General features: G+C 70.8%; 19 protein-coding genes. 3 read left to right on the forward strand and 16 right to left on the reverse strand.

Annotated features, from left to right (window positions below; all coding sequences use genetic code 11):
* Positions 1–4: 4 nt before the first annotated feature.
* Genes ACLJQE_RS28605 through ACLJQE_RS28625 form a run of 5 tightly spaced genes read right to left on the reverse strand, consistent with a single transcriptional unit; the run spans position 5 to position 5571 of the window.
* Positions 5–1450, reverse strand: a complete 1446-nt coding sequence (locus tag ACLJQE_RS28605; protein WP_410642509.1) for an NCS2 family permease — start codon at positions 1448–1450, stop codon at positions 5–7.
* Positions 1451–1468: 18 nt separating this feature from the next.
* Positions 1469–1951 carry a nucleoside deaminase gene (locus ACLJQE_RS28610; protein WP_410642510.1) on the reverse strand — a complete coding sequence of 161 codons (483 nt, stop codon included), beginning with the start codon at positions 1949–1951 and terminating at the stop codon, positions 1469–1471.
* 1 nt (position 1952) lies between these two features.
* Entirely contained in the window at positions 1953–4244 is a 2292-nt protein-coding gene (gene pucD / locus ACLJQE_RS28615) for a xanthine dehydrogenase subunit D (RefSeq protein ID WP_410642511.1), read from the reverse strand.
* On the reverse strand, positions 4241–4711 hold the full coding sequence (locus ACLJQE_RS28620) for a (2Fe-2S)-binding protein (RefSeq protein WP_410642512.1): 471 nt from the start codon (positions 4709–4711) through the stop codon (positions 4241–4243). Before ACLJQE_RS28620 ends, pucD begins: the two co-directional genes overlap by 4 nt.
* A complete protein-coding gene (locus tag ACLJQE_RS28625) occupies positions 4702–5571 on the reverse strand; it encodes an FAD binding domain-containing protein (protein ID WP_410642513.1) in 870 nt (289 codons plus the stop codon). Before ACLJQE_RS28625 ends, ACLJQE_RS28620 begins: the two co-directional genes overlap by 10 nt.
* Positions 5572–5891: 320 nt before the next feature.
* Here ACLJQE_RS28625 and ACLJQE_RS28630 point away from each other — a divergent pair, with 320 nt between their 5' ends.
* A complete protein-coding gene (locus tag ACLJQE_RS28630; protein WP_410642514.1) occupies positions 5892–6185 on the forward strand; it encodes a hypothetical protein in 294 nt (97 codons plus the stop codon).
* A 7-nt stretch (positions 6186–6192) separates the two neighbouring features.
* Here ACLJQE_RS28630 and gcl read toward each other — a convergent pair whose 3' ends face one another.
* From gcl to ACLJQE_RS28665, 7 genes are all read right to left on the reverse strand, one after another.
* A complete protein-coding gene (gene gcl / locus ACLJQE_RS28635; RefSeq protein WP_410642515.1) occupies positions 6193–7884 on the reverse strand; it encodes a glyoxylate carboligase in 1692 nt (563 codons plus the stop codon).
* Between the two features lies 1 nt (position 7885).
* On the reverse strand, positions 7886–8773 hold the full coding sequence (locus ACLJQE_RS28640) for a 2-hydroxy-3-oxopropionate reductase (protein WP_410642516.1): 888 nt from the start codon (positions 8771–8773) through the stop codon (positions 7886–7888).
* A complete protein-coding gene (locus ACLJQE_RS28645) occupies positions 8770–9582 on the reverse strand; it encodes a hydroxypyruvate isomerase family protein (RefSeq protein ID WP_410642517.1) in 813 nt (270 codons plus the stop codon). Before ACLJQE_RS28645 ends, ACLJQE_RS28640 begins: the two co-directional genes overlap by 4 nt.
* A 138-nt stretch (positions 9583–9720) precedes the next feature.
* Positions 9721–10578, reverse strand: coding sequence for a 2Fe-2S iron-sulfur cluster-binding protein (locus ACLJQE_RS28650; protein WP_410642519.1), 858 nt, complete (start codon positions 10576–10578; stop codon positions 9721–9723).
* Between the two features lie 110 nt (positions 10579–10688).
* Positions 10689–12434: an NAD(P)H-dependent oxidoreductase subunit E gene (locus ACLJQE_RS28655; protein WP_410642520.1), complete on the reverse strand. Its 1746-nt coding sequence runs from the start codon at positions 12432–12434 to the stop codon at positions 10689–10691.
* A gap of 1 nt (position 12435) precedes the next feature.
* Entirely contained in the window at positions 12436–14355 is a 1920-nt protein-coding gene (locus tag ACLJQE_RS28660) for a molybdopterin oxidoreductase family protein (RefSeq protein WP_410642522.1), read from the reverse strand.
* A 12-nt stretch (positions 14356–14367) separates the two neighbouring features.
* Entirely contained in the window at positions 14368–15363 is a 996-nt protein-coding gene (locus ACLJQE_RS28665) for a 2-dehydropantoate 2-reductase (RefSeq protein WP_410642523.1), read from the reverse strand.
* A gap of 254 nt (positions 15364–15617) precedes the next feature.
* Here ACLJQE_RS28665 and ACLJQE_RS28670 point away from each other — a divergent pair, with 254 nt between their 5' ends.
* The gene (locus tag ACLJQE_RS28670; protein WP_410642524.1) at positions 15618–16406 is read left to right on the forward strand and encodes a GntR family transcriptional regulator; all 789 of its coding nucleotides are present in this window, start codon (positions 15618–15620) and stop codon (positions 16404–16406) included.
* 187 nt (positions 16407–16593) lie between these two features.
* Here ACLJQE_RS28670 and ACLJQE_RS28675 read toward each other — a convergent pair whose 3' ends face one another.
* The 4 genes from ACLJQE_RS28675 to ACLJQE_RS28690 form a co-directional block, all read right to left on the reverse strand.
* On the reverse strand, positions 16594–17973 hold the full coding sequence (locus ACLJQE_RS28675) for an OFA family MFS transporter (RefSeq protein ID WP_410642525.1): 1380 nt from the start codon (positions 17971–17973) through the stop codon (positions 16594–16596).
* 103 nt (positions 17974–18076) lie between these two features.
* The gene (locus tag ACLJQE_RS28680; protein ID WP_410642526.1) at positions 18077–20203 is read right to left on the reverse strand and encodes an acetate--CoA ligase family protein; all 2127 of its coding nucleotides are present in this window, start codon (positions 20201–20203) and stop codon (positions 18077–18079) included.
* Position 20204: 1 nt separating this feature from the next.
* The gene (gene frc / locus ACLJQE_RS28685; protein ID WP_410642527.1) at positions 20205–21434 is read right to left on the reverse strand and encodes a formyl-CoA transferase; all 1230 of its coding nucleotides are present in this window, start codon (positions 21432–21434) and stop codon (positions 20205–20207) included.
* 12 nt (positions 21435–21446) lie between these two features.
* A complete protein-coding gene (locus tag ACLJQE_RS28690; RefSeq protein ID WP_410642528.1) occupies positions 21447–23183 on the reverse strand; it encodes a thiamine pyrophosphate-binding protein in 1737 nt (578 codons plus the stop codon).
* Between the two features lie 289 nt (positions 23184–23472).
* Between ACLJQE_RS28690 and sucC the strand changes: the two genes are divergently transcribed.
* Positions 23473–24618 carry an ADP-forming succinate--CoA ligase subunit beta gene (gene sucC, locus ACLJQE_RS28695; RefSeq protein WP_410642529.1) on the forward strand — a complete coding sequence of 382 codons (1146 nt, stop codon included), beginning with the start codon at positions 23473–23475 and terminating at the stop codon, positions 24616–24618.
* Positions 24619–24621 lie beyond the last annotated feature (3 nt).

The raw sequence follows: 24621 nt of genomic DNA on the forward strand, positions 1-24621 counted from the left end.
CTCCTTACCGGAAGAGGGCTTCGACACCGTCGATGGCGAAGTACACCGCGAAGACCAGCGCCAGCAGGGACAGCAGCCAGCCCGCTTCGCGCCACTTGCCGCGGCCGACCTTGATCAGCACGAACGCGATCAGGCCGGCACCGACGCCGTTGGTGATCGAGTAGGTGAACGGGATCAGCGCGGCGGTGAGGAACACCGGGATCGTGTAGTCCGGGTCGTGCCACGGGATGGTCCGGCACTGCGCGACCATCAGCCCGCCGATGACCACCAGCGCGGGTGCCGCGGCCTGCGCCGGGACGACCCCGGCCAGCGGCGTGAACAGCAGCGTCCCGGCGAACAGCAGGCCGGTGACGACGCTCGCCAGCCCGGTCCGCGCGCCTTCGCCGACGCCGGCCGCCGATTCCAGGAACACGGTGTTCGGCGACGAGCCGGTGACGCCACCGGCGATCGCGCCCGCGCCGTCGACCAGCAGGATGCGGCCCATCCGCGGGACCTTGCCGTTCTTCGACAGGCCGGCTTCGTCGGAGACGCTGGTGATCGTGCCCATGGCGTCGAAGAAGCCGGACAGCACCAGCGTGAACAGGAACACCGTCGCGGCCAGCGCGCCCGCCGAGGCGAAGCCGCCGAAGAGGTCGATGTGGCCGAAGAGCCCGAAGTCGGGGGCGGCGACGACGTGGTCGGGCAGGGCCGGGTCGGTGCGGCCCCAGCCCCCGACGCCGAAGCCCTCGTGCAGCACCACGGCGAGCACGGTCGCGACACCGATGCTGATCAGCACCGCGCCCGGGACCCTGCGCGCCACCAGCACGATCATCAGGAGCAGGCCGACGCAGAACACCACGATCGGCCAGCCGGCCAAGTGCCCGGTCGCCCCGAGGCGGACCGGGACCGGCGTGCCGGCGGCGTCCGGCGTCCTGGTCACGAACCCGGCGCTGACCAGGCCGACGAGGGCGATGTAGAGCCCGATCCCGACGGTGATCGCCGTCTTGAGCGGCCGCGGGATGGCATTCATGATCCGCTCGCGGACGCCGCTGACGGCCATCAGCACGATGCAGACGCCTTCGAGCACGACCAGGCCGAACGCCTGCGCCCAGGTCATCGACGGCGCCATCTGGAAGGCGACGATGCCGTTGATGCCGAGGCCGGCGGCCAGCGCGAGCGGTGCGTTGCCGACGAGTCCCATGAGGACGGTCATCACGGCGGCGGCCAGTGCGGTCGCCGTGGTCACCTGCGCGGCGGAGAGCCGGGCGCCGGTGATGTCGGCGGAGGCGCCGAGGATGAGCGGGTTGAGCAGCACGATGTAGGCCATCGCGACGAACGTCGTGACGCCGCCGCGGACTTCGCGGCCGACCGTGCTCTGCCTGGCGCGCAGCTCGAACAGCTTCTCGAGCAGCGAACGACGTTGCGGGGGTGCTTCGGCTGCTTCAGGGGCGTCGATTTCGGTCTGGGTCATGCGTCCTGCCCTTGCCGGTCAGTAGTCGGTGCGGTCGGCCTTGCCGAGCCAGGCCGCGAACGGCGCGAAACCGTCCGTTGCGGACAGCCGCGTGACGGGGACCGTCCACGTCTCGCGCGGACGGTCGAAGAGTTCGTAGAAGGCACGGTCGTCGAAACCGGCCTTGGCCGCGTCGTCGCGGTCGGCCGCGAAGATCACCTTGTCCACCCGGGCCCACAGCGCCGAGGACAGGCACATCGGGCACGGCTCGCAGCTGGAGACGAGCACGCAGCCGTCCAGTTTGAACGTGCCCAGCTCCTGGCAGGCCGCGCGGATCGCGACCACCTCGGCGTGCGCGGTCGGGTCGAGGTTCGCCGTGACGCGGTTGACGCCGGTCGAGACGACCTCGCCGTCCCGCACGATCAGCGCACCGAACGGGCCGCCACCGTTCTCGACGTTGTGCGTGGCGATCCGGACGGCTTGGCCGAGCCATTCCTGCTCGGCGGAAACGGACGTGGTCATCTCAGACTCCGGTGATGTGCTCGGGGCGGATCGGGACGCGCGGCAGCTCGAGGCCGGTGGCCGCGCGGATGGCGTTGGCGATCGCCGGCGTGGCCGAGATCGTGGGTGGCTCGCCGACGCCGCGGACGCCGTAGGGCGCGTGCGGGTCGGGCCGTTCGAGGACCTCGACGCGCATCGGCGGCACGTCGAGGATGGTCGGGATCAGGTAGTCGGTGAACGACGGGTTCCGCACCTTGCCGCCCTCGACCAGGATCTCCTCCATCACGGCGAGGCCCAGGCCCTGCGCCGAGCCGCCCTGGATCTGGGCGACGACGGCGTCGGGGTTCATCGCCTTGCCGACGTCCTGGGCGCAGTCGAGCTGCACCACCTTCACCAGGCCGAGGTCGAGGTCCACGTCGACCACCGCGCGGTGCGCCGAGAAGCCGTACTGGACGTGGGCGTCGCCCTGGCCGGTCTCCGGATCCAGCGGGTGGGTCGGGCGGTGGTGGAACTCGCGGGTCTCCTCGATCGCGGTGTCGCCGAGCAGCTCGGCCAGGTCCGCGACGACTTCGCCGCCGGCCGCGACGACCTTGCCACCGGCGAAGGTCATGCCTTCGGAAGAGACGCCGAGCCGGGCGCAGACCGCGTCGGCGACCGCCCGGCAGGCGTTGCGGACCGCGCCGCCGGTGACGTAGGTCTGCCGCGACGCCGAACTCGACCCCGCGTCGCCGACGCTCGTGTCGGCCGGGTGCACGCTCACCCGCGTCACGCCCAGCTCGGTGCGGGCGATCTGCTGCTGCAGCGTCACCAGCCCCTGGCCGACTTCCGCGGCGGCCGTGTGCACCATCGCCACCGGTTCACCGCCGAGCACCTCCAGGCGGACCCGGGCGGTCGAGTAGTCGTCGAGGCCTTCGGCGTAGGAGATGTTCTTGATGGTCACGCCGTAGCCGACCCCGCGCACGACCCCTTCGCCGTGCGTCGTGTTGGACACGCCGCCGGGCAGTTCGCGGATGTCGGTGGCACCGCTGCGCGGAGGCGGCAGCGGCAGGTCGCGGACGCGCTGCACGAGCTCCGCCACCGGCGCCGGGAAGTCGACCACCTGCCCGGTGACCACAGTGGACCCTTCGCTGAGCGCGTTGCGGATCCGCAGTTCCGCCGGGTCCAGGCCCAGCGCGGCGGCGAGTTTGTCCATTTGGGACTCGTAGGCGTACGTCGGCTGCACCGCGCCGAGGCCGCGCATGGCGCCGCAGGTCGGGTTGTTGGTGTAGACGCCCCAGCCCTCGATGTGGGCGTTCGGGACGTCGTAGGGGCCGACACCCAGCGTGGTGCCGTTGCCGACCACGACCGGGGTCTTGGACGCGTACGCGCCGCCGTCGAAGTACAGCTTCGCCCGGACGTAGACGAGTTTGCCGTCCTTCGTCGCGCCGTGCTCGTAGTACATCTTCGCCGGGTGGCGGTGGACGTGCCCGAAGAACGATTCCAGCCGGTTGTAGCTCATCTTCACCGGACGGCCGGTGCGCAGGGCCAGCAGGCACGAGTGGATCTGCATCGACAGGTCCTCGCGGCCGCCGAACGCGCCGCCGACGCCGGACAGCGTCAGCCGCACCTTGTCCAGCGGCAGGCCGAGGGCCTTCGCCGTCTGGCGCTGGTCGACGTGCAGCCACTGGGTGGCCAGGTAGAGCTCGACACCGCCGTCCTCGGCCGGGACGGCGAGGCCGGACTCCGGGCCGAGGAACGCCTGGTCCTGCATGCCGATCTCGTACACCCCGGTCACGACCACGTCCGCGGTGGCGGCCGGATCCCCTTTGACGATCCGCTGGTGGCGGACCAGGTTCCCGCCCGGGTGCAGCTTCGGCAGGGTGTCGTCGTGCGCGGCCCGCTCCGGGTCGGTGACCGGTTCGAGGACGTCGTACTCGACGACGATCTCCTTGAGCGCCTGCCGCGCGATCTCCGGGTCGTCGGCGGCCAGGATCGCCACCGGCTCCCCCTGGTGGCGCACGACGCCTTCGGCCAGCACCGGGGTGTCCTGGAACTTCAGGCCGTAGACGTTCTCGCCGGGCACGTCCTCGTGCGTCAGGACCGCGTGCACGCCGGGCCGGCCCAGCGCGCGGGAGACGTCGAGCCGGACGATCCGGGCGTGCGGGTGCGGGCTGCGCAGGGTGGCGCCCCACAGCATGTCCTCGTGCCACAGGTCCGAGGAGTAGGCGAACTCGCCGCGGACCTTGAGCGTCCCGTCCGGGCGCAGCGGGCTCTCGCCGATGCCGCCGGCGATGGTGTCGTGCAGTTCCTGCGGGGAGCGGGCCGGGGCGCTCATCGGACCGCCTTCTTCGCGGCGGCGTCGCGCACGGCGTCGAGGATCTTCTCGTAGCCGGTGCAGCGGCAGAGGTTTCCGGCGAGCGCCTCCCGGATCTCGACGTCGCTGGGGTCGGGGGTGCGCTCGATCAGGTCGTGGGCGGCCACCAGCAGGCCGGGCGTGCAGAAACCGCACTGGACGGCGCCGCGTTCGACGAACGCCTCCTGCACCGGGTCGAGGGCTTCTCCGGAAGCGAGCCCTTCGACGGTGACGACCTCGCGCCCCTCGGCCTGGCCGGCCGCGACCAGGCACGCACACGCCGGCACGCCGTCGAGGTAGACCGTGCACGAGCCGCATTCGCCCTGTTCACAGGCGTTCTTCGAGCCGGGGAGGCCCAGCCGCTCACGCAGGACGCAGAGGAGGCTCTCGCCCTCCCAGACGTTGTCCGCCCGGCGGGGTTCGCCGTTGACCGTGACGTTCACGCGCACTTCGCGCTCCCTCCGCAATATTCGGTCCAGGCCCAGGTCAGCGTCCGCCGGGCCATGACGCTCAGTGCGTGACGGCGGTACGCGGCACTCCCCCGGACGTCGTCGATCGGCGCCGCGGCGGCCGCGACCAGGTCGCCGAAGCGGCGCTTCACCGAGTCGGTCACCGCCCGGGGCGACTCCCAGTCCAGCTCGCCGGCCAGGAACTCCTCGGCTTCGAACGCCCGGCGTGGTGTGGGCGCGGCCGAGCCGATGCCGGTGCCGACGCGGCGTTGTTCCGGGTGCAGGGCCAGGCCGAAGGCGGCGACGGCGATGACCATGGCGTTGCGGGTGCCGATCTTGCTGAACTGCTGCGGCCCGGTCGCCGGGGCCAGCAGGACCCCGGTGATGAGCTCGTCCGGTTCGAGGACGTTCCGCTTGACGCCGGTGTAGAAATCCTTCACCGCGACGATCCGCGTCCCGCGGACCGAGGCGATCTCGACCTCGGCGTCGGCCGCGAGCAGGGCGGGGTGGGAATCGCCGGCGGGCGAAGCCGCACCCAGGTTGCCGCCGACCGAGCCGCGGTTGCGGATCTGCGGAGAGCCGACGGTCCGCGCGGCCATCGCCAGGCCGGGCAGCTGCGTGCCGAGCTCGGTGATGATCCGGCTGTAGGACACGGCGGCGCCGATCCGGATCCGGCCGCCGTCGGTGCCGTGCTCGTGCAGCTCGGGCACGCGGCCGAGGTCGAGGAGCGACTCCGGGCGGCGGTGGTCGAAGTTGAGTTCGACCATCACGTCCGTGCCGCCGGCGATCGGGACCGCACCGGGGTTCGCGGCCTTCGCGGCGAGCGCGCCGGCCAGCGAGGCGGGTCGGAGGAATTCCACTGTGGACGTCCTTTCGGGGCTGCTTCGGCAAGAAGTACACACGCTCGGGGGTGGCTCCGACCACGGCAAAACCCCTGAAAGACGGGTGAATTTCGGGCTTGCGTTTGTACTTTCCGACAAGGGCCGTCCGGTGGACGCGAAAAGGCCGCCGCGCGAGCTCGGGAGCCTCGCGCGGCGGCCTCGGCCACCGCCTATTCCGGACGGGTCCTGCGTGGAAGGCGGAACCTGGGTGCGTGGCACCGCACATCCGCCGCGGCCGGACCGCGGCCTGGTTACCGTCGGGAGTCAGGTCCCTTCCGTGCCCGCTCAGGAGTTGCGCCATGGTCAATCGAATCGAAACGGCCGCGGTTTCGGCCGCCGGCATCACCCCGCTGGAGATCCAGGAAGCCGGCCTGCCGGTCGCCTGCCTGTTCGCCGGCATCATCCGCGCGATCGCCGGCCAGGCCCAGCTGGCCCAGGCGGCCAAGTTCGCCGCCCAGCGCCAGAACTTCTACCGGGCGGTCGCGAACGACGTCGTCCGCGGTCCCGGCTTCGCGGCCGGCGCGCCCTCGATCGACACGCCGCTCGATCTGGCCGATCGCTCCGGCGACGAGCTGCTCGCGATCCTGGCCTGAGCGGGCGTCAGCCCGCCGGCTCGAACTCGCGGACGGCGTCGAGGGCGGCGCCCATGGCGGCGTTGCCCTCGCGCTCGATCATGATCTCCACCAGGACCGGCCGGCTGGTGCGCTCGGCCTCCTTGCGGGCCCACTCCAGGGACGTGCGGATCTCCCCCGGCTCGTGCACGCGGGTGCCGGAGCAGCCGTAGGCCTCCATGATCTTCACGTTGTCCGTGCCGATCGCGTCGTAGTGGATGTCGACCTCGAAGTTCATCTCGTAGCCGGTCTCGGCCTGCCGGATCAGGCCCAGGTAGGTGTTGTTGAGCATGACCAGCACGAACCCGACGTCGTACTGGGCGGCGACCGCGAGCTCCTCGACCAGGAACTGGAACGAGTAGTCGCCGACCACGCCGACGACCTCGGCCCCTGGCCGGGCCTTCTTGACGCCGATCGCGGCCGGGATCTCCCAGCCGAGCGGCCCGGCCTGCCCGCACACCTGGTAGTGCCGCGGCTTGTGCGCCTGCTGGAACTGGCCCGACCAGATCTGGTAGAGCCCGATCGCGGTGACGAAGTAGGTGTCCTCGCCGAAGGTTTCGTTGATCTCCTTGAACACCCGTGGCGCCTTGATCGGCAGGCTGTCGAAGTCGTCGCGCCGCGGCAGGGCCTCCTTCAGCTCGCCGATCCGGGCGACCCAGTCCCGCCGCGGCGGCGATTCCCGCTTCTCCAGGGCCGCCAGCAGCGCGTCGAGGAACTCCCGCGTGTCCGAGACGATCCCGAGGTCGGGGCCGAACACCTTGCCCAGCTGGGTGGGCTCGATGTCGACGTGGATGAACTTCCGGTCCCCGCGGTACACCGACAGCTCACCGGTGTGCCGGTCGCCGAACCGGGCGCCCAGCGCGAGCACGAGGTCGGCCTCGAGGAACGCCGCGTTCGCCCAGCGCTGGGACGTCTGGATGCCGGCCATCCCGGCGAACAGCTCGTGGTCCTCGGGGAAGCTGCCCTTGCCCATCAGCGTCACCTGCACCGGCACGTCCAGCCGCTCGGCGGCGGCCCGCAGCTGCTCGCTCGCCTCACCGAGGACGACTCCGCCGCCGGCCAGGAGCAACGGGCGCTCGGCGGCCAGAAGCAGGTCCACGGCCCGCTCGACCCGCGCGGGCGCGGGCTTCACGGCCGTCACCGGCAGCGGCGAGTCGATCGACGAGTCCCACTCGATGTCCTGCCTCTGGACGTCGATCGGCAGGTCGATGAGCACCGGGCCGGGCCGGCCCGAGCGGGCGAGCCGGAACGCCTCGCGGAAGATCCACGGCAGCTGCGCGGCCTCCTTGACCTGCACCGCCCACTTCGTCACCGGCTTGGCGATCTCGACGATGTCGACGGACTGGAAGGCCTCCTGGTGCAGCTTGGTGGTGGCGGCCTGGCCGGTGATGCAGATGATCGGGATCGAGTCCGCGTGCGCGGTGTAGAGCCCGGTGATCATGTTCGTCCCGGCCGGGCCGGACGTGCCGATGGCCACGCCGACGTTGCCGTTCGTCCTGGCCCAGCCGTCGGCCATGTGCGTCGCGCCCTCTTCGTGGCGGACGATCAGGTGCTCGATCGCCCGGCCTTGTAGGGCGTTATACAGCGGGAGGATCGCGGCGCCGGGGCAGCCGAAGACGGTGTCGACGCCTTCGCTCTCCAGCACGTCGACGACCGCCTGCATCGCGGGGATCCTGGGCATGTCACACCTCCGCCGGGACGCGGCCCGACAACTGTTCGACGACCTTCAGCAAGGCCGAGTGGTCGAGGGAGCCGTACCCCATGGCGCGGCCGGCGGCGACGAGCTGGGCAACCAGCCCGGTGAGCGGGAGCGAGACCTCGGCCTGCCGGGCGGCGGCCAGCGCGATCCCCATGTCCTTGTGGTGCAGGTCGATCCGGAAGCCGGGCGCGAACTCGCGGTCCACCATGGACCGGCGCTTGAGTTCGAGGATCCGGCTGCCCGCGAGGCCGCCGGCGAGCACGTCGAGCCCGGTGGCGGCGTCCACACCGGACGCTTCGAGCAGCACGATCGCTTCGGCGACGAGGCCGTAGATCCCGCCGACGACGAGCTGGTTGGCCGCCTTCACGACCTGGCCGGCACCGTGCGGGCCGACGTGCACGATCGTCTTGCCGAGCGTCTCGAACACCGGCCTTGCGGCCGCGAAGTCCGCTTCGTCGCCCCCGACCATGATGGACAGCGACGCCTGCTCGGCGCCGGCCTGGCCCCCCGAGACGGGTGCGTCCAGGACGCGGATCTCCTTGTCCCGCGCGGCTTCCGCGATCGCGATCGACGTCTCGGGCCGGATGGTGCTCATGTCGATCAGCAGCGCGCCGGGCCCGGCGGCGTCGAGCACCCCGCCCGCGGTCAGCACGACCGCCTCGACCTGCGGGTGGTTCGGCAGCATCGTGATGACGACGTCCACACCGGCCACCGCGTCGGCGACCCCGGTCGCGGCCCGCCCGCCGGCGGCTTGCAGCTTCTCCCCCGCGGCCCGGGTGACGTCGTAGCCGCTGACGTCGTGCCCGGCCGCGACCAGGTGCGCGGCCATCGGGGCACCCATCACGCCCAGTCCGATGAATCCCAGTTTCATGCTCGTCCCCTTCGGGTGATCGGCAGCCAGTCCAGCGACGCGACGGTGTCCGGTTCCGGGACGTACTCGATCCCGACGAACCCCGCGTAACCCGCGTTCTGCAGCTTCGCGAGGTGCCCGTCGAGGTCCAGGGAGCCGGTGCCGGGCTGGTGCCGGCCGGGCGCGTCGGCGATCTGCACGTGCCCGATCCGGGAAATGTGCCGCGTCGCGAGTGCGTCCAGGTCGTCGCCGTTCACTGCCAGGTGGTAGAGGTCGGCCAGCAGCCGCACGTTGCCGCGCCCGAGGTCGTCGAGCACGGCCACGGCGTCCGCGGCCGTCTTGAGCGGGTAGCGGTCCGCGCCGGAGAGCGGTTCGAGCACCAGTTGCGCACCGATCCGCGCGGCGGCGTCGGCGGCCTTGTCCAGGTGCACCCGGGCCAGGTCGTCCTGCTTGGCCGGGTCCTCGCCGTCGAGCCGGTTGCCGTAGAGGGCGTTGAAGCTGCGGCAGCCGGTGCGTTCGGCGATGCCGAGGGCGACGACGAGGCTGTCGGCGAACTCGGTCTCCCGGCCGATCCACGAGACGAGGCCCCGCTCCCCCGCCGCCAAGTCACCGGCGTAGAAGTTCAGCCCCCGCAGCCGGACCCCGTCGAGGCTCTCGACGAAGGCGTCCACGTCTTCGCGCGCGGGCACCGCGGAGTCGAACGGCCACCAGTACTCGACGTCGGTGAACCCGGCATCCCGCGCGGCGGCGGCGCGCTCGGGAAGCGGGACCTCCTTGAACAGGATCGACAGGTTGGCGACGTACGGCAGGGAGTGCCCCTCTTCAGGCATCGCGACCTCGAATTTCGCTATCCGGAATTTTTCTTTCGCATATCGAGAATAGCTGTTCAGCGGGCACACGGTCAACGGGCGGAGACGACAGAGGCGCCGCGGCTCGACGAGCCGCGGCGCCTCCGGTCCGGCGTTCCGCTACCGGTTCTGCACGTGCTGCCAGCCGAAGCGGCCCTTGATGCACAGGTTTCCGTGCGTCACCCAGCTTTCGTGCGGCGAAGTCACCTTGACGATCTCGTTGTCCTGGACGTGCAGCGTGAGGCTGCAGCCGACCCCGCAGAACGTGCAGATCGTCGTCGTGGCCGTCTGGCGGTCCTCGTCCCACGTGCCGTCTTCGCGCTTGTCGTACTCGCGTTTGAAGCTCAGCGCCCCGGTCGGGCAGACCTCGACGCAGTTGCCGCAGTACACGCAGGCGCTGTCCGGCAACGGGTTCGAGAACTCCGTCGAGATCCGGGCGTCGAAGCCCCGGCCGGCCACACTGATCGCGAACGAGTTCTGCCACTGCTCGCCGCACGCGTCGACGCACTTGTAACAGAGGATGCACTTCCCGTAGTCCCGGACGTACAGCTCGTTGTCCACCAAGGCCGGCTGGGCCACCGTCGCCGCGTCCGGGCCGAAGCGGCCGGGGTCCGCACCCGATTCGGCCAGCCACTCCGCGACGCCCGGGGTGGTCGACAGGTCCGTCGCCGAAGCCAGGAGTTCGAGGACGACTTTGCGGCTCGTGCGGGTGCGCTCGGAGTCGGTGTGCACCACCATCCCGGGCTCGGCCTTGCGCGAACAGGACGGCACCAGCGTCCGTGCGCCCTCGACTTCGACCATGCAGACGCGGCAGGCGTTCGCCGGTTCGAGAGTGTCGCCATAGCACAGGGTCGGGATCTCCTTGCCCACCGCCGTGCACGCGTCGAGAATCGTCGAGCCTTCGGGGACGCGAACGGACTCACCGTCCACAGTGAATTCGACCAGCCGCTTGGGAATCCCGATGTCCACTGTAGTCATGGCTCCTCCACGGAGAAACGTGTGTCGTCGCTGGTCATGGCTCCTCCACGGAGAAACGTGTGTCGTCGCTGGTCATGGCTCCTCCACGGAGAAACGTGTGTCGTCGCTGGTCACTTGAGCGCTCCCAACCGGTCGATGGCCGACTCGATGGCGTTCCACGCGGTCTGGCCGAGCCCGCAGATCGACGAGTCCCGCATGACGCCGCCCACCTCGCGCAGCAGCGGCCGCTCCGCCGAACCGGACGTCAGGACGCGACGGATCGCCTCCTCCTGCCGCACCGTCCCGATCCGGCAGGGGACGCACTGCCCGCACGACTCGTCGCGGAAGAACTCCGCGATCCGCAGCAGGAACCCGCCGAGGTCGGCGCGGTCGTCGAGGACCAGGACGACACCCGAGCCGAGCGTCGCCTTCGCCGCCCGTGCGTCCTCGAACGTCAACGGCAGGTCCAGCTCGTCCGGCCGGACGAACCCGCCGGCCGCGCCGCCGAGCAGCACCGCCCGCAGCGACCGGCCCTCCGGCACGCCCCCGGCCATGGCGAGCAGCTCCCGCAGCGTCACCCCGAACGGCACCTCGTAGACGCCGGGCCGTTCGACGTTGCCGGACAGGCAGAACAGCTTCGGCCCGGCCGACGCCTCCGTGCCGATCGCCCGGTACGCGGCCGCGCCCCCGGTGAGGATCAGCGGCACGTTGACCAGCGTCTCGACGTTGTTCACCACGGTCGGCTTGCCGAACAGGCCCCGCTCGACCGGGAACGGCGGCTTCGTCCGTGGTTCGCCGCGGAAACCCTCGATCGAGTTGAAGATCGCGGTCTCCTCGCCGCAGATGTAGGCGCCCGCGCCACGCCGGATCTCGATGTCGAACGAGAACCCCTCGTGCCCCATGACGCCGACGCCGAGGAACCCGCGCTCGCGGCAGACGTCGAGGGCGTTCCGCAGCAGCCGCAGCGCCCGCGGGTACTCGCCGCGGAGGTAGACGAACCCCCGGGTCGCGCCGATCGCGTACGCCGCGATCGTCATCGACTCCACCAGCGCGAACGGGTCGCCTTCGAGCAGCACCCGGTCCTTGAACGTGCCGGGTTCGCTTTCGTCGGCGTTGCACACCAGGTAGTGCGGCCCGGCGGGCTGGGCGGCGGTGGCCGCCCACTTGCGCCCGGTCGGGAACGCGGCCCCGCCGCGGCCGAGCAGGCCCGAGTCGGTGATCTCGCGGAGCACCGCGGCCTGGCCCATCCGCAGGGCGTTCCGCAGGGCCGCGTAGCCGCCGGACGCGCGGTAGCCGTCCAAACTGGCCGGATCGACGACACCGACCCGGCGCAGCAGCCGCAGCCCGTTCTTCTGGTGGATCACCGGCGGCGCGCCCTCGCCGGCCGCCGGCTCCCGCTGCGCGGCGAGCACGGCCGACGCGCCGGTCGCCGGGGCGAGCAGCTCGGTCGTCGCCGGGTCGCCGGCCTGGAACGTCAGCGCCGCGGGGGCACGCTCGCAGACGCCGAGGCACGGGCTGCGCAGCCACGTCACCCCGCCACGCGCCTTCCCCGCGGCGCCGACGTGCTCGGTGAGGACGTCGCACACCGTCTCCGCGCCGGTGATCCGGCAGGCCAGGTCCGTGCAGACGTGCACCACCCGCTCCGGCCGCTCCTCGAGCGCGAACAGGGAGTAGAAGCTCGCCACGCCGTACGCGTCGGCGGGCGGCACGTGGAGCGTCTCGCAGATCAGGTTCAGCGCGCCCTGGCTGATCCAGCCGACCCGGTCGTTGACCGTGTGCAGGGCGGGCAGCAGCTGGTCACGGCCGCCACCGGCGAACCCGGCGACCGCCTCCCGCTCCTCGTGCGACGCGACGGCGTCCAGCAGCTTCAGGTCCACTTCAGACCCCGGCCGGCAGCTTGTCGACGCGGATCGCCGCCGCCTTGTACTCCGCCGTCCCGGCGATCGGGCAGGTCGCTTCGATGGTGATGACGTTGACGTCGACCTCGTCCGGGAAGTGGAAGGTCATGAACGCCAGCCCCGGTTTCAGCCCCTTGTCCAGCCGCACCGGCGCCACGATCGCCCCCCGCCGGGACGAGATCCGGACCAGTTCGTCGGGCTCGACGCCGAGGGCGCGCGCGTCCTCGGGACAGAGGTCGAGGGTCTCCCCCCGCCGCAGCGGGGACGGGAACCCGGCCGACTGGACGCCGGTGTTGTAGGAATCCAGGCGCCGTCCGGTGGTGAGCCGGATCGGGAACTCCTCGGTGAGCAGGTCGACCGGCGGGCTGTGTTCGAGCACCGTGAACGGCGCCGGGCGGCCGCGTTCGGCCGGGTCGTCGGCCCACAGCCGCGCGTGCAGGAACGTCGGTTCGAGGGTGTCTTCGGAGTAGCACGGCCATTGGATGCCGCCGAGTTCTTCGAGGCGCGCGTAGGACATCCCGGCGTGCATGGGTGACAGCGAACGCAGCTCGTCCCAGACCTCTTCGCCGCCGGTGTGGTGCCAGTCGTGCCCGAGCCGGCGGGCCAGCGCCGACAGCAGCTCGATGTCGTCGCGCGCGCCGCCCGGCGGTGCGAGGGCCCGGCGGACGCGCTGGACCCGCCGTTCGGAGTTGGTGAAGGTGCCGTCGCTCTCGCACCAGGCCGCCGTCGCCGGCAGCACGACGTCGGCCAGCTGGGCGGTCTTGGTCAGGAAGATGTCCTGCACGACCAGGTGGTCGACGTTGGCCAGCCGCTTGATCGTGTGCTCGCAGTCCGCTTCGGACTGCACCGGGTTCTCGCCGATGATGTACACGCACGTCAGCTCGCCGCGTTCCATCGCGTCGAGCATCTGGGTGAGGTTGAGCCCCCTGTGCGGCGGGATCGACGAACCCCACGCGGCGTCGAACTTCGCGCGGACGTCGGCGTCGAGGACGTCCTGGAAGCCGGGGAGCCGGTCCGGGATGGCCCCCATGTCGCCGCCGCCCTGGACGTTGTTCTGCCCGCGCAGCGGGTTGAGCCCGGCGCCGTAGCGGCCGACCTGCCCGGCGAGCAGCGCCAGGTTGATCAGCGACAGCACGTTGTCGGTGCCGTTGTGGTGCTCGGTGATGCCGAGGGTCCAGGACAGCTGCGCGCGGTCGGCGCGGGCGTAAGTGTGGGCCAGCTCGCGGATGAGCTCGGCAGGCACGCCGGTGGTCTTCTCCGCCGCTTCCGGGGTCCACGGCTCGACCGACGCGGCGAACTCGGCGAACCCCTCGGTGGCGCGCTCGATGAACGTCGTGTTCGCCAGTCCGGAGTGGATGATCTCCCGGGCGATGGCGTGCGCCAGCGGGATGTCGGTGCCGACCTCGAGCTGCAGCTGCCGGTGGGCCCAGCTCGCCGTGCTGGTCTGCCGCGGGTCGACCACGAAGAGCTTCGCTCCCTTGTGGACGGCCTTGAGCACGTGGTGGAAGAAGATCGGGTGCGCTTCGCGGGGGTTGCCGCCCCAGATCACGATGACGTCGGCGTCCTCGATCTCCTGGTAGGAGGACGTGCCCCCGCCGCTGCCGAACACCCGGGCCAGCCCGGCGACGCTGGGCGCGTGGCAAGTGCGGTTGCAGGAGTCGACGTTGTTCGTGCCGATCACCGCGCGGGCGAACTTCTGCGCGACGAAGTTCATCTCGTTGGTGGCGCGGGCGCACGAGAACATCCCGAACGCCTCGGGCCCCTTTCCCTCCAGGGTGCGGCGGATCCCGGCGGCGGCCCGGTCGAGCGCCTCCGTCCAGGTGGCCGGCCGCAGCACGCCGGAATCGCGCACCAGTGGCTGGGTGAGCCGGACGTACGGCTCGGTGTTCCTGCGCTTCACGAGAACCTCCGGTCAGTGCGACCCGACGGGGACGGGTGTGGTGCTGGTGTGGTCGAGCAGTGAAATCGCGGCGTGGACGTACCGCAGGGCCGGCGCGGGCACGCCGGTGAGGCCGGCCAGCTCGACGACCGCGCCGATGATCGCGTCGATCTCGAGCGGCTTGCCCGCTTCCAGGTCCTGCAGCATCGACGTCTTGTGGTGGCCGACGCGCCAGGCGCCGTCGATGCGCTTCTCGACCGAGACACCCGGGTCACTGCCCGCGGCGCGGGCGACGGCGAGGGTCTCGGTCATCATCGTGGCGACGAGCTCGCGGGTGTCCTGGTGCTCGCACATCTGGGCCATGGTCGCCCGGGTCAGCGCCGAGAGCGGGTTGAAGGCGACGTTGCCCATCAGCTTGATCCAGATGTCGTTGCGCAGGTCCGGCTCGACCGGCGCCTTGAGGCCGCCGGCGATCAGCGCCGCGCTGAGCACCTTGCAGCGCGGCGAGATCTCGCCGTCCGGCTCGCCGAGGGAGAACCGGGTGCCTTCCAGGTGCCGGATGACACCCGGCTCCTCGATGACCGTCGAGCAGTAGACGACGCAGCCGATCGCCCGCCGCAGTTCCAGCACCGCGGTGACCGAGCCGCCGGGGTCGACGGTCTCGACCCGCTGCCCTTCGAGCGGATGCCCGGCCAGGCCGTGGAAGTACCACCACGGGATGCCGTTCTGGGCCGCCACGATCGCCGTCTCCGGACCGAGCAGCGGGGCGAGCAGCGCACCGCACGAGGCGTAGGAGTTGGCTTTGAGGCCGAGGAACACGTAGTCGACCTCGCCCACCTCGGCGGGGTCGTCCGTGACGTGGGGGTGGGCGGTGAAGTCACCGCGCGGGCTGAGCACGCGGACGCCGTGCTCGCGCATCGCCGCGAGGTGCGCCCGGCGGGCGATCAGGTGCACTTCGGTCCCGCCGCGGTGCAGCGCGGCCCCGGCGTAGGCGCCGATCGCCCCGGCCCCGAGAACAGCCACCTTCATGATGTGCCTCCAAGGTCCGACGGGTATTGCATACAGTATCCTGGATCCATGATCGAGACCAGGTTTCGTCCGGCCGGTCACTCGGGCGACGCAGCACAGCGCGACGATTCGGGCACAGCGGGTCACTTCGCCTGATGGCCGCTGATCCACCTCGACCCAAAATCGCCACCCACGGTTGAGTTCCGGGATTTTGCATACCAAAACCTGTATCCTGATGGCAGATCACCGCTTTCCTCCCCGACTCGAGGTGTCCCGTGAGCCAGCCCGCTTCCCCGCTGCCCGACCGCGGCCCGACCGGCCGCCGCACGGCCAAGGGCTCGCTCAGCTCGACCGCCGCCAAGCGCGTGGAGCGCCCCGCGCCGCTGCGCCAGGTCGTCTACGAAGCGCTCGCCGAACTGATCATCAACCGCACCCTCGAGCCTGGGCAGCACCTGGTGGAGGCCGACCTCGCCGAGTACCTCGGGGTGAGCAGGCAGCCGGTCCGGGAAGCCCTGCAGCGGCTGCAGAGCGAAGGCTGGGTCGACCTGCGCCCGGCGCAGGGCGCGTTCGTGCACCTGCCCACCGACGAGGAGGCCGACCAGCTGCTGAGCGTCCGCAGCGTGCTGGAGACGCACTCCGCGAAGCTCGCCGCCGGCCGGGCCACCGCCGCCGACGTCTTCCGCCTGCGAGAACTGCAGCAGGCCGGCCTCAAGGCCCTCGCCGAAGAGGACACCGAAGGCTTGGTCGCGGCCAACGCCGCCCTCCACGCGTTCATCACCGAACTGTCCGGGAACCAGGTGCTGGCGGAGCTGATCGGCCTGGTCGACCGCCGGGTCCGCTGGTACTACACGCCGATCGCCCGGCCCCGCGGGCAGGACGCCTGGAACGAGCACGAAGCGCTGATCCAGGCCATCTCCGCCCAGGACGCCGACACCGCCGAGAAGATCATGGCCAAGCACACCGAACGCACCCGCCAGGCCTACCACGAACGTCCGGCGGACTCCTCCGAGGCCGAGCCCCAGACCCCGCCGGGGGCCGGCCCCCGGCGGGGTCGGCGGGGTTGAGCACCGCTGAAGCCCCGGCCGTGCTGGTCTCGCGCGTCCGAGGTTCGTCGACAGTCTCCTGACGACGTGGTGAACGACTCTTCCAGTACATCGCCGCAGCCCGAAGCCCGCCCTGACCGAGCCGGCTTCGGGGAGCGGGCGGGTTCTTGACCGTGGTCATGACAGATCTCAGCTGCCGTGCCGGCGATCAGCCGGTGGCGGGGCGCGCGACGAGCTCGGTTTCGGCGAGCCCGTGAGGCATCCCGCCGGGCTTGCGGCCCGGCTGGCGCAGGAACAACGCGAGACCGGCGGCGAGCAGGCTCGTCGCCGCGGCCAGGTAGAAGGCCGCGCCGTAGCCCCACCCGTCGATGACCAGCTTCCCGAGGCCGGCGCCCACGATCCCGGAGACGAGCTTCGAGCTGTAGACGAGGCCGTAGTTGCTGGCGTTGTTGTTCTCGCCGAAGTAGTCGGCGGTCAGCGCGGCGAACAGCGGGAAGATCGCCCCGCCGCCGAACCCGGAGACCATCGACGCCAGCAGGAACAGGGGCATGCTGCCGATCGAGCCCGACAGGTACACCGCGACCTGGGCCAGCCCGAGCACCACGCAGACCAGCAGCAGTGTCTGCCGCCGTCCGTAGCGGTCGGAGATCCAGCCGATCACCCCGCGCCCGGCGCCGTTGATGACCGCTTTGAGGCTCATCGCCAGCGCGACGATGCCGCCCGCGAAGCCCATCTCCTTGCCGAACGGGACCTGCGCGGAGATGCCGAAGATGTTGACGCCCGCCGTGCAGAGCAGGCAGATCCACATCAGCGGCAGCATCCCGGTCCGGACCGCCTCCCGCGGCGTGAACTGCTTGACCGCGGGCGGGTTCTTCGCCAGCGACCGGCGCACGCGCGGGTCGTCCGGCACCTTCAGCGGGTCGACGTTCGCCGGCCACCAGTTCTTCGGCGGGTCGCGGAAGAAGAACCCGCTGACCGCGACGGCCCCGGCCAGGAAGAGCCCGACCGCGGGCAGGATGGTGCCGTAGTTGCCCAGGTCGAGGTAGTTCGTGAAGATGAAGATGAACGGGACCGAGCCGTAGGCGAACCCGCCGTTGACGAAGCCGGTTTTCCCGCCCTTGCGCTCGGGGTACCACTTGCCGACCATGTTGATGCAGGTCGCGTAGACGAACCCGGCGCCGCCGCCACCGAAGAGGCCGAAGCCGAGGTAGGCCCAGAAGACGCTCGGTGCGTAGGCCAGCGCCAGGTAGCCGAGCACGGTGCCCACCGCGCCGATCAGCATCGCCGACCGGGCGGACAGCCGGCCGCTTTCCCGCATCTTGCCCGCCGGGAACGCCACCGCGGCCTGGAAGAACACCCAGACCGCCAGCAGCCAGAAGATGTGCGCGCCGTGCCAGCCGTGCGCCGAGGACAACGTCTCCTCGGCCGAAGTGAACGCGTATTCCGATGAGCTGATGGCCATCATGGCCACCCAGGGCAGGACGACCATCGTCCACCGGGGTCTGCCCAAGATGTCCCGGTCGGACTCACCGACCCGGTAGACTCTTCCGTTTTTGTCGGTGATCTCCTGGTACGTGGCTGCGGTCATAAGAGTTCTCTTTCGTCACCATTGACTCGTGTCCCTCTGCTGCCGTTCTGCGGGTGGATCCTCGTCCTTTCCGTGTGGTCGGGCCAGTCCCTGTGGAGAGCCTTCAGAGCAGGCCCGCGGCCCGCGCCCAGCGGTACTTCGCACCGAGCACGGCCACGGGTTTCTCGGTCGTGTACGGGTAGGCGACGACGCCGTGCTCGTAGAGGTAATCGCTGGCCTCTTCGACTTCGACGTCGCCGGAGAGGGACGCGACGACGGGCTTGTGAATGCCCTTCGCGCGGTACTCCGCGACCACTTCGGACACCAGTTCCGCGAACACCATCGGCGGGGTGACGATGGTGTGCCAGTAACCCAGGATCAGGGCGTGGATGCGGTCGTCCCCGAGGCCCAGCGCGATCGTGTTGCGGTAGGTCGAGGGCGGCTCGCCGCCGGTGATGTCGACCGGGTTGCCCGCCGCGCCGAACGGCGGGATGAACTTCCGGAACGCCGTGTCCAGGTCCGGCGGGATCGCCATCAGGTCGAGCCCGTTGTCGACGCAGGCGTCCGACAGCAGCACGCCCGAGCCGCCGGCGCCGGTGATGATGACGACGTTCTCCCCCTGCGGCGTGGGCAGCAGCGGGATCCCGCGGGCGTACTCCAGCATGTCGTTCAGCCCGGGCGCCCGGATCACCCCGCTCTGGCGGAGGATGTCGTCGTAGACCTTGTCGTTGCCGGCCAGCGCGCCGGTGTGCGAGCTGGCCGCCTTCGCGCCCTGCGACGTCCGGCCGGCCTTGAGCACGACGACCGGCTTGCGCCGCGAGACCCGCTTCGCCGTTTCCGCGAACGCCCGGCCGTCCTTGAGGTCTTCGAGGTGCATGGCGATGAGGTCGGTGTTCTCGTCCTGCTCGAAGAAGGTGAGCAGGTCGTCCTCGTCGATGTCGGCCTTGTTGCCGACGCCGACGATCGAGGAGACACCCATCTTCGCCGAGCGGCTGAAGCCGAGGATCGCCATCCCGATGCCGCCGCTCTGCGACGACAGGGCCACGCCGCCCTTGACGTCGTACGGCGTGCAGAAGGTCGCCGACAGGTTTTCCGGCGTGTAGTAGTAGCCGTAGATGTTCGGCCCGAGGATGCGCACGCCGTGCTTGCGCGCGATCGCGACGACCTCGTCCTGCAGCGCGATGTTGCCGGTCTCGCCGAAGCCGGACGGGATGAGGATCGCGCCGGCCGCGCCCTTCCTGCCGACTTCCTCCAGTGCGGCGGGAACGAACTTCGCCGGGATGGCGAAGACCGCGACGTCGACGTCGCCGGGCACATCGGTGATGCTGGCGTAGGCCTTGCGGTCGAGGATCTCGGCGGCCTTGGGGTTGATCGGGTGGATCTCCCCCGCGTACCCGCCGTTGACCAGGTTCTTCATCACCGAGTTGCCGATCTTCCCGGCTTCGGCCGACGCGCCGATCACCGCGATCGACGCCGGCTTCATGATCCGGTTCATCGAGGCGAGGATCTCCTCCTGGGTGAACCGGTGCGGCTCCTTCGCCGCCTCCGGGTCGACCAGGATCCGGACGTCCACCGCGGTCGCGCCACCCGCCGTGGCGAGCACCGGGTTGAGGTCCACTTCGGACAGCTGGGGGAAGTCGCCGACCAGTTGCCCGAGCCCGGTGATGACGGCGGCCAGCGCGGCACGGTCGACCGGGTCCGCGCCGCGGACGCCCCGGAGGATCCGAGCTGCTCGTATGCCGTCGATCATCGAGAGGGCCTCTTCGGTGCTCGTCGGCGCGAGCCGGAAGGTGACGTCCTTGAGCACCTCCACCAGCACGCCGCCGAGGCCGAACGCGACGATCTTGCCGAACGTCGGGTCGGTGACCGAGCCGATGATCACCTCCTGACCCTCGGTGAGCATCTGCTGCACCTGGACGCCGAGGATCCGCGCCGCCGGGTCGTGGGCCTTCGCGCTCTCGACGATCCGCGCGAAGCCCGCCTGGACCGCCTCGCCGTCCTTCAGGCCGACGAGCACGCCGCCGGCCTCGGTCTTGTGCAGGATGTCCGGCGAGACGATCTTGAGCACCACCGGCAGGCCGATCTCCTCGGCGTACGCCACGGCTTCTCCGGCCGTCGTCGCCAGCCGCTCGGCCGGGGTCGGGATGCCGTAGGCCTCGCAGACCGCACGCCCCTCGGGCGCGGTCAGCGAGGACCGGCCTTCGGCTGCCGCCTGCCCCAGGATCTTTTCGACCGCCGCGCGATCCACCACGTCAGATCACCCCCGCCGCGCGGAACTTGCCGAGCTCCGCTTCGCTGTACCCGAGTTCGGTCAGTACCTCGTCGTTGTGCTCGCCGAGCAGCGGCGACCGTTCGATCTCGACGGGCGAGTCGGACAGCTTCAGCGGGCAGCCGACGGTCTTGAAGCTGCCGCGCTCGGGGTGCGGGACCTCGACGACCGAGCCGAGCTCGGCGAGGGTCTCGTCCTCGATCAGCTCCTTCGTGGACAGGATCGGGCCGCACGGGATGTTGCAGGCGTTCAGCCGTTCCATCACTTCCCACTTGGTGTGCTTCTCGGTCCACTCCTCGACGAGCGCGAACATCTTGTCCAATTTGGACAAGCGCACCTCGGGGGTGGCCCACGCCGGGTCCTCGGCCAGCTCCGCCTTGCCGATCAGCCGGGCCAGCGGAGCCCAGCCGGGTGGCTGGACGATCACGTAGATGTAGTCGTTCGGCCCGCCGGGCGCGCACTTGACCGCCCAGCCGGGCTGGCCGCCGCCGGAGGCGTTGCCCGAGCGCGGGACCTCGTCGCCGAACTGGTCGTTCGGGTACTCCCCCAGCGGACCGTGGGCGAGTCGCTGCTGGTCGCGCAGCTTGACGCGGCACAGGTTGAGCACGGCGTCCTGCATGGCGACCTGGACGCGCTGGCCGCGGCCGGTGGAGGTCCGCTGGTACAGCGCGGCGAGGATGGCGGCCACCAGGTGGATGCCGGTGCCGGAGTCGCCGATCTGCGCGCCGGTCGCGGTCGGCGGCCCGTCCTCGAAGCCGGTGGTGCTCATCGCGCCGCCCATGGCCTGCGCGACCACTTCGTAGGCCTTGAAGTCGGCGTAACGGCCGGGGCCGAACCCCTTGATGGAGGCGTAGACCAGCCGGGGGTTGAGCGCGGCCAGCTTCTCCCACGGGTAGCCGAACCGGTCGACCACGCCCGGGCCGAAGTTCTCCACCAGGACGTCCACTCCGGACACGAGCTTCTCGAAGACTTCCTTGCCCTCGGCGCTCTTCATGTTGAGCGTGATGCTGCGCTTGTTGGCGTTCAGCATCGTGAAGTAGAGGCTGTCCACGCCGGGCAGGTCGCGCAGCTGCCCGCGGGTGATGTCACCGCGGCCGGGGGTTTCCAGCTTGATCACGTCCGCGCCGAGCCAGGCGAGCAGCTGCGTCGACGACGGACCGGACTGCACGTGGGTCATGTCGAGGACGCGGACGCCCTCCAGTGCCTTACCCATGCCTTGCCTCCCTCACTTGTACATGGTCTGGTTCATGGTTCCGGGGGCGTACACGTCGGGATCGACCCAGACGTTGATCAGCGACGGCTTGCCGGACTCCCGCGCCCGCCGCAGGGCCGGGCCGATGTCGGCCGGATCGCGGACTTCTTCGCCGTAGCCGCCCAGCATCCGCGCGAACTCGTCGTAGCGGACGTCGCCGAGGGTGTTGCCGACGCGCTCGCGCGGGAGGCCGTACTTCGCGGCCTGGCCGTAGCGGATCTGGTTCATCGACGAGTTGTTGCCGACGATGCCGACGAACGGCAGGTCGAACCGCACCAGCGTCTCGAAGTCCCAGCCGGTGAGGCTGAAGGCGCCGTCGCCGAAGAGCGCGACGACCTCCTTGTCCGGCCGCGCGTGCTTGGCGGCGAGCACGAACGGGATGCCGACGCCGAGCGTCCCGAGCGGGCCGGGGTCCATCCAGTGGCCGGGCGACTTGGGCTGCACGACCTGGCCGGAGAAGGTGACGATGTCGCCGCCGTCGCCGATGTAGATCGAATCCTCGGTGAGGAACTCGTTGATCTCGTGGACCAGCCGGTACGGGTGGATCGGACTCGCGTCGGAGTGCTGCAGCGGCAGCCGCTTCCGCTTGGCCTTTTCCTCCACCGCCTGGAGTTCTTCGAGCCAGGTCTTGCGGCCGACGGCGCCGTTGCCGGTGCGGCCGGACACCGCCTCGGCGACCGCGGCCAGCACCTGGCCGGCGTCACCGACGATGCCGAGGTCGATGTCGCGGTTCTTGCCGACCGTGCGGTAGTCGAGGTCGATCTGGACGACGGTGGCGTCCTTCGACAGCCGCTTGCCGTAGCCCATCCGGAAGTCGAACGGGGTGCCGACGATGACGATGACGTCGGCGTTGTCGAAGGCGTAGCGGCGCGAGAGCTGGAAGTGGTGCGGGTCGCCCGGCGGCAGCGTGCCGCGGCCGGCGCCGTTCATGTACGCCGGGATGTTCAGCGTCCGGACCAGCTCGGTCGCCGGGCCGGTCGCCCGGGTGGTCCAGACCTGGCTGCCGAGGAGGATGGCCGGCTTCTTGGCGTGCACCAGCAGGTCGGCGAGCTTTTCGACGTCCGCCGGGTCGCCCGCGTTCTTCGTGGACGCCCGGTAGCGCCCGGCTTCGGGGATCCGGGCGTTCTCGAGCGGCACGCGGGCGTCGAGGACGTCACGCGGGATTTCCAGGAAGGACGGTCCGGGCGCGCCGGCGTAGGCCTCGCGGAAGGCCATCGAGACGAGGTCGGCGACGCGGGCGGTGTGCGGCACGGTGGCGGCGAACTTGGTGATCGGCGTCATCATGTCCACGTGCGGGAGGTCCTGCAGGGACCCCATCTTGTGCTGGGTCAGCGCACCCTGGCCGCCGATCAGCAGCATCGGGCTCTCGGCACGCAGGGCGTTCGCGACGCCGGTGACGGCGTCGGTGGTACCCGGCCCGGCGGTGACCACCGCGCAGCCGGGCTTGCCGGTGATCCGCGCGTAGCCGTCGGCCGCGTGCGCCGCGACCTGTTCGTGGCGCACGTCGATGACCGCGATGCCTTCGTCGACGCAGCCGTCGTAGATGTCGATGATGTGCCCGCCGCACAGGGTGAAGATCGTGTCGACCCCTTCGGCCTTCAGCGCCTTGGCCACCAGGTGGCCGCCGGATATCCCGGCGGGCGCGGGGTCGGCGCCGTTCGTCGCTGCGGCACTCTCCCCCGCGGTGGTGCCGGTCGTGGTCAGCGCCATGGCTCAACTCCTCTGGTCCGCCGCCGGATCTCTCTTGTCCGGCGGTGCGTGTCGCCTCTTCTTTCGTCAGCTGAGTTCCGAGGTCAGCGGCCCCTTCGAAGCAGACTGTAGATTGCATACCGTATGGGGTAGGCATATAGTCACTCTTCTAGCTGGCTGTGTCCAGGCCCATCCGCAGGTTTTTCCGCCACCCGGTTCTTGCGCCGGGCCCGGCCCCGCGGACCGCCGCTCCGCGCCCGGGCACGGCGGACTCCGTTGCCCTGCCCCGCCGCGGAAAGGACGCTCCCGCATGGACCTCTTCGAACACGAAGCCCGCGATCTCTTCGAACGGCACGGCGTGCCGGTCCCCCGCGGCCGGGTCGCCGCCGATCCGGCCGCGGCGCGGTCCGCCGCGGTCGCCCTCGGCGGGCCGGTGGTGGTCAAGGCGCAGGTGAAGACCGGCGGGCGCGGCAAGGCGGGCGGCGTCCGCGTGGTGCACACCGCCGACGACGCCGAGCAGGCCGCCGACGACATCCTCGGGATGGACATCAAGGGCCACCCCGTGCACCGCGTCCTGGTGACCGAAGCGAGCGAAATCGCCGACGAGTACTACGTCTCCTTCCTGCTCGACCGCGCCGGGCGGACGTTCCTCGCCATGGCCTCGGCCCACGGCGGGATGGAGATCGAGGATGTCGCGGCCACCCGGCCGGACGCACTGGTCCGGGTGCCGGTGGACGCACTGGCCGGGATCGACGCCACGGCCGTCGCGGCCGCGTTCCCCGCCGGCGTCCGCACCGAAGTCGCCGGGGTCGTCGAGAAGCTGTGGGAGGTGTTCGTCGCCGAGGACTGCACACTCGTCGAGGTCAATCCGCTGGCTCGGACCGCCACCGGGATCGTCGCCCTCGACGGCAAAATCACTTTGGACGACAACGCGTCCTTCCGCCGTTCCTCGTCGTTCGACACCACTTCGGACGGTGATCCGCTGGAGCGCGAGGCCCGCTCGAAAGGCCTCAACTACGTCAAGCTCGACGGCGACATCGGCGTGATCGGCAACGGCGCCGGCCTCGTCATGTCCACTTTGGACGTCGTGGCGGCGGCCGCGGCCGAGGCGGGTGCGCGGGGACCGGCGAACTTCCTCGACATCGGCGGCGGGGCGTCGGCGCAGGTGATGGTCGACGGGCTGACCGTCATCCTCGGCGACCCGCAGGTGCGCAGCGTGTTCGTCAACGTCTTCGGCGGCATCACCGCGTGCGACGCGGTGGCCACCGGGATCGTGCGATCGCTGGAGGTCCTCGGTCCGCGCGCGAGGAAGCCGCTGGTCGTCCGGCTCGACGGCAACAACGTCACCGAAGGCAGGCGGATCCTCGCCGAGGCCGCCCACCCCCTGGTCACCGTGGTGGCCACCATGGACGACGCCGCCCGCGAGGCGGCGAAGCTCGCGATCGCGGAGGTCTGAACC

The sequence above is a fragment of the Amycolatopsis sp. lyj-346 genome (assembly GCF_046548975.1).
Taxonomy (GTDB): domain Bacteria; phylum Actinomycetota; class Actinomycetes; order Mycobacteriales; family Pseudonocardiaceae; genus Amycolatopsis.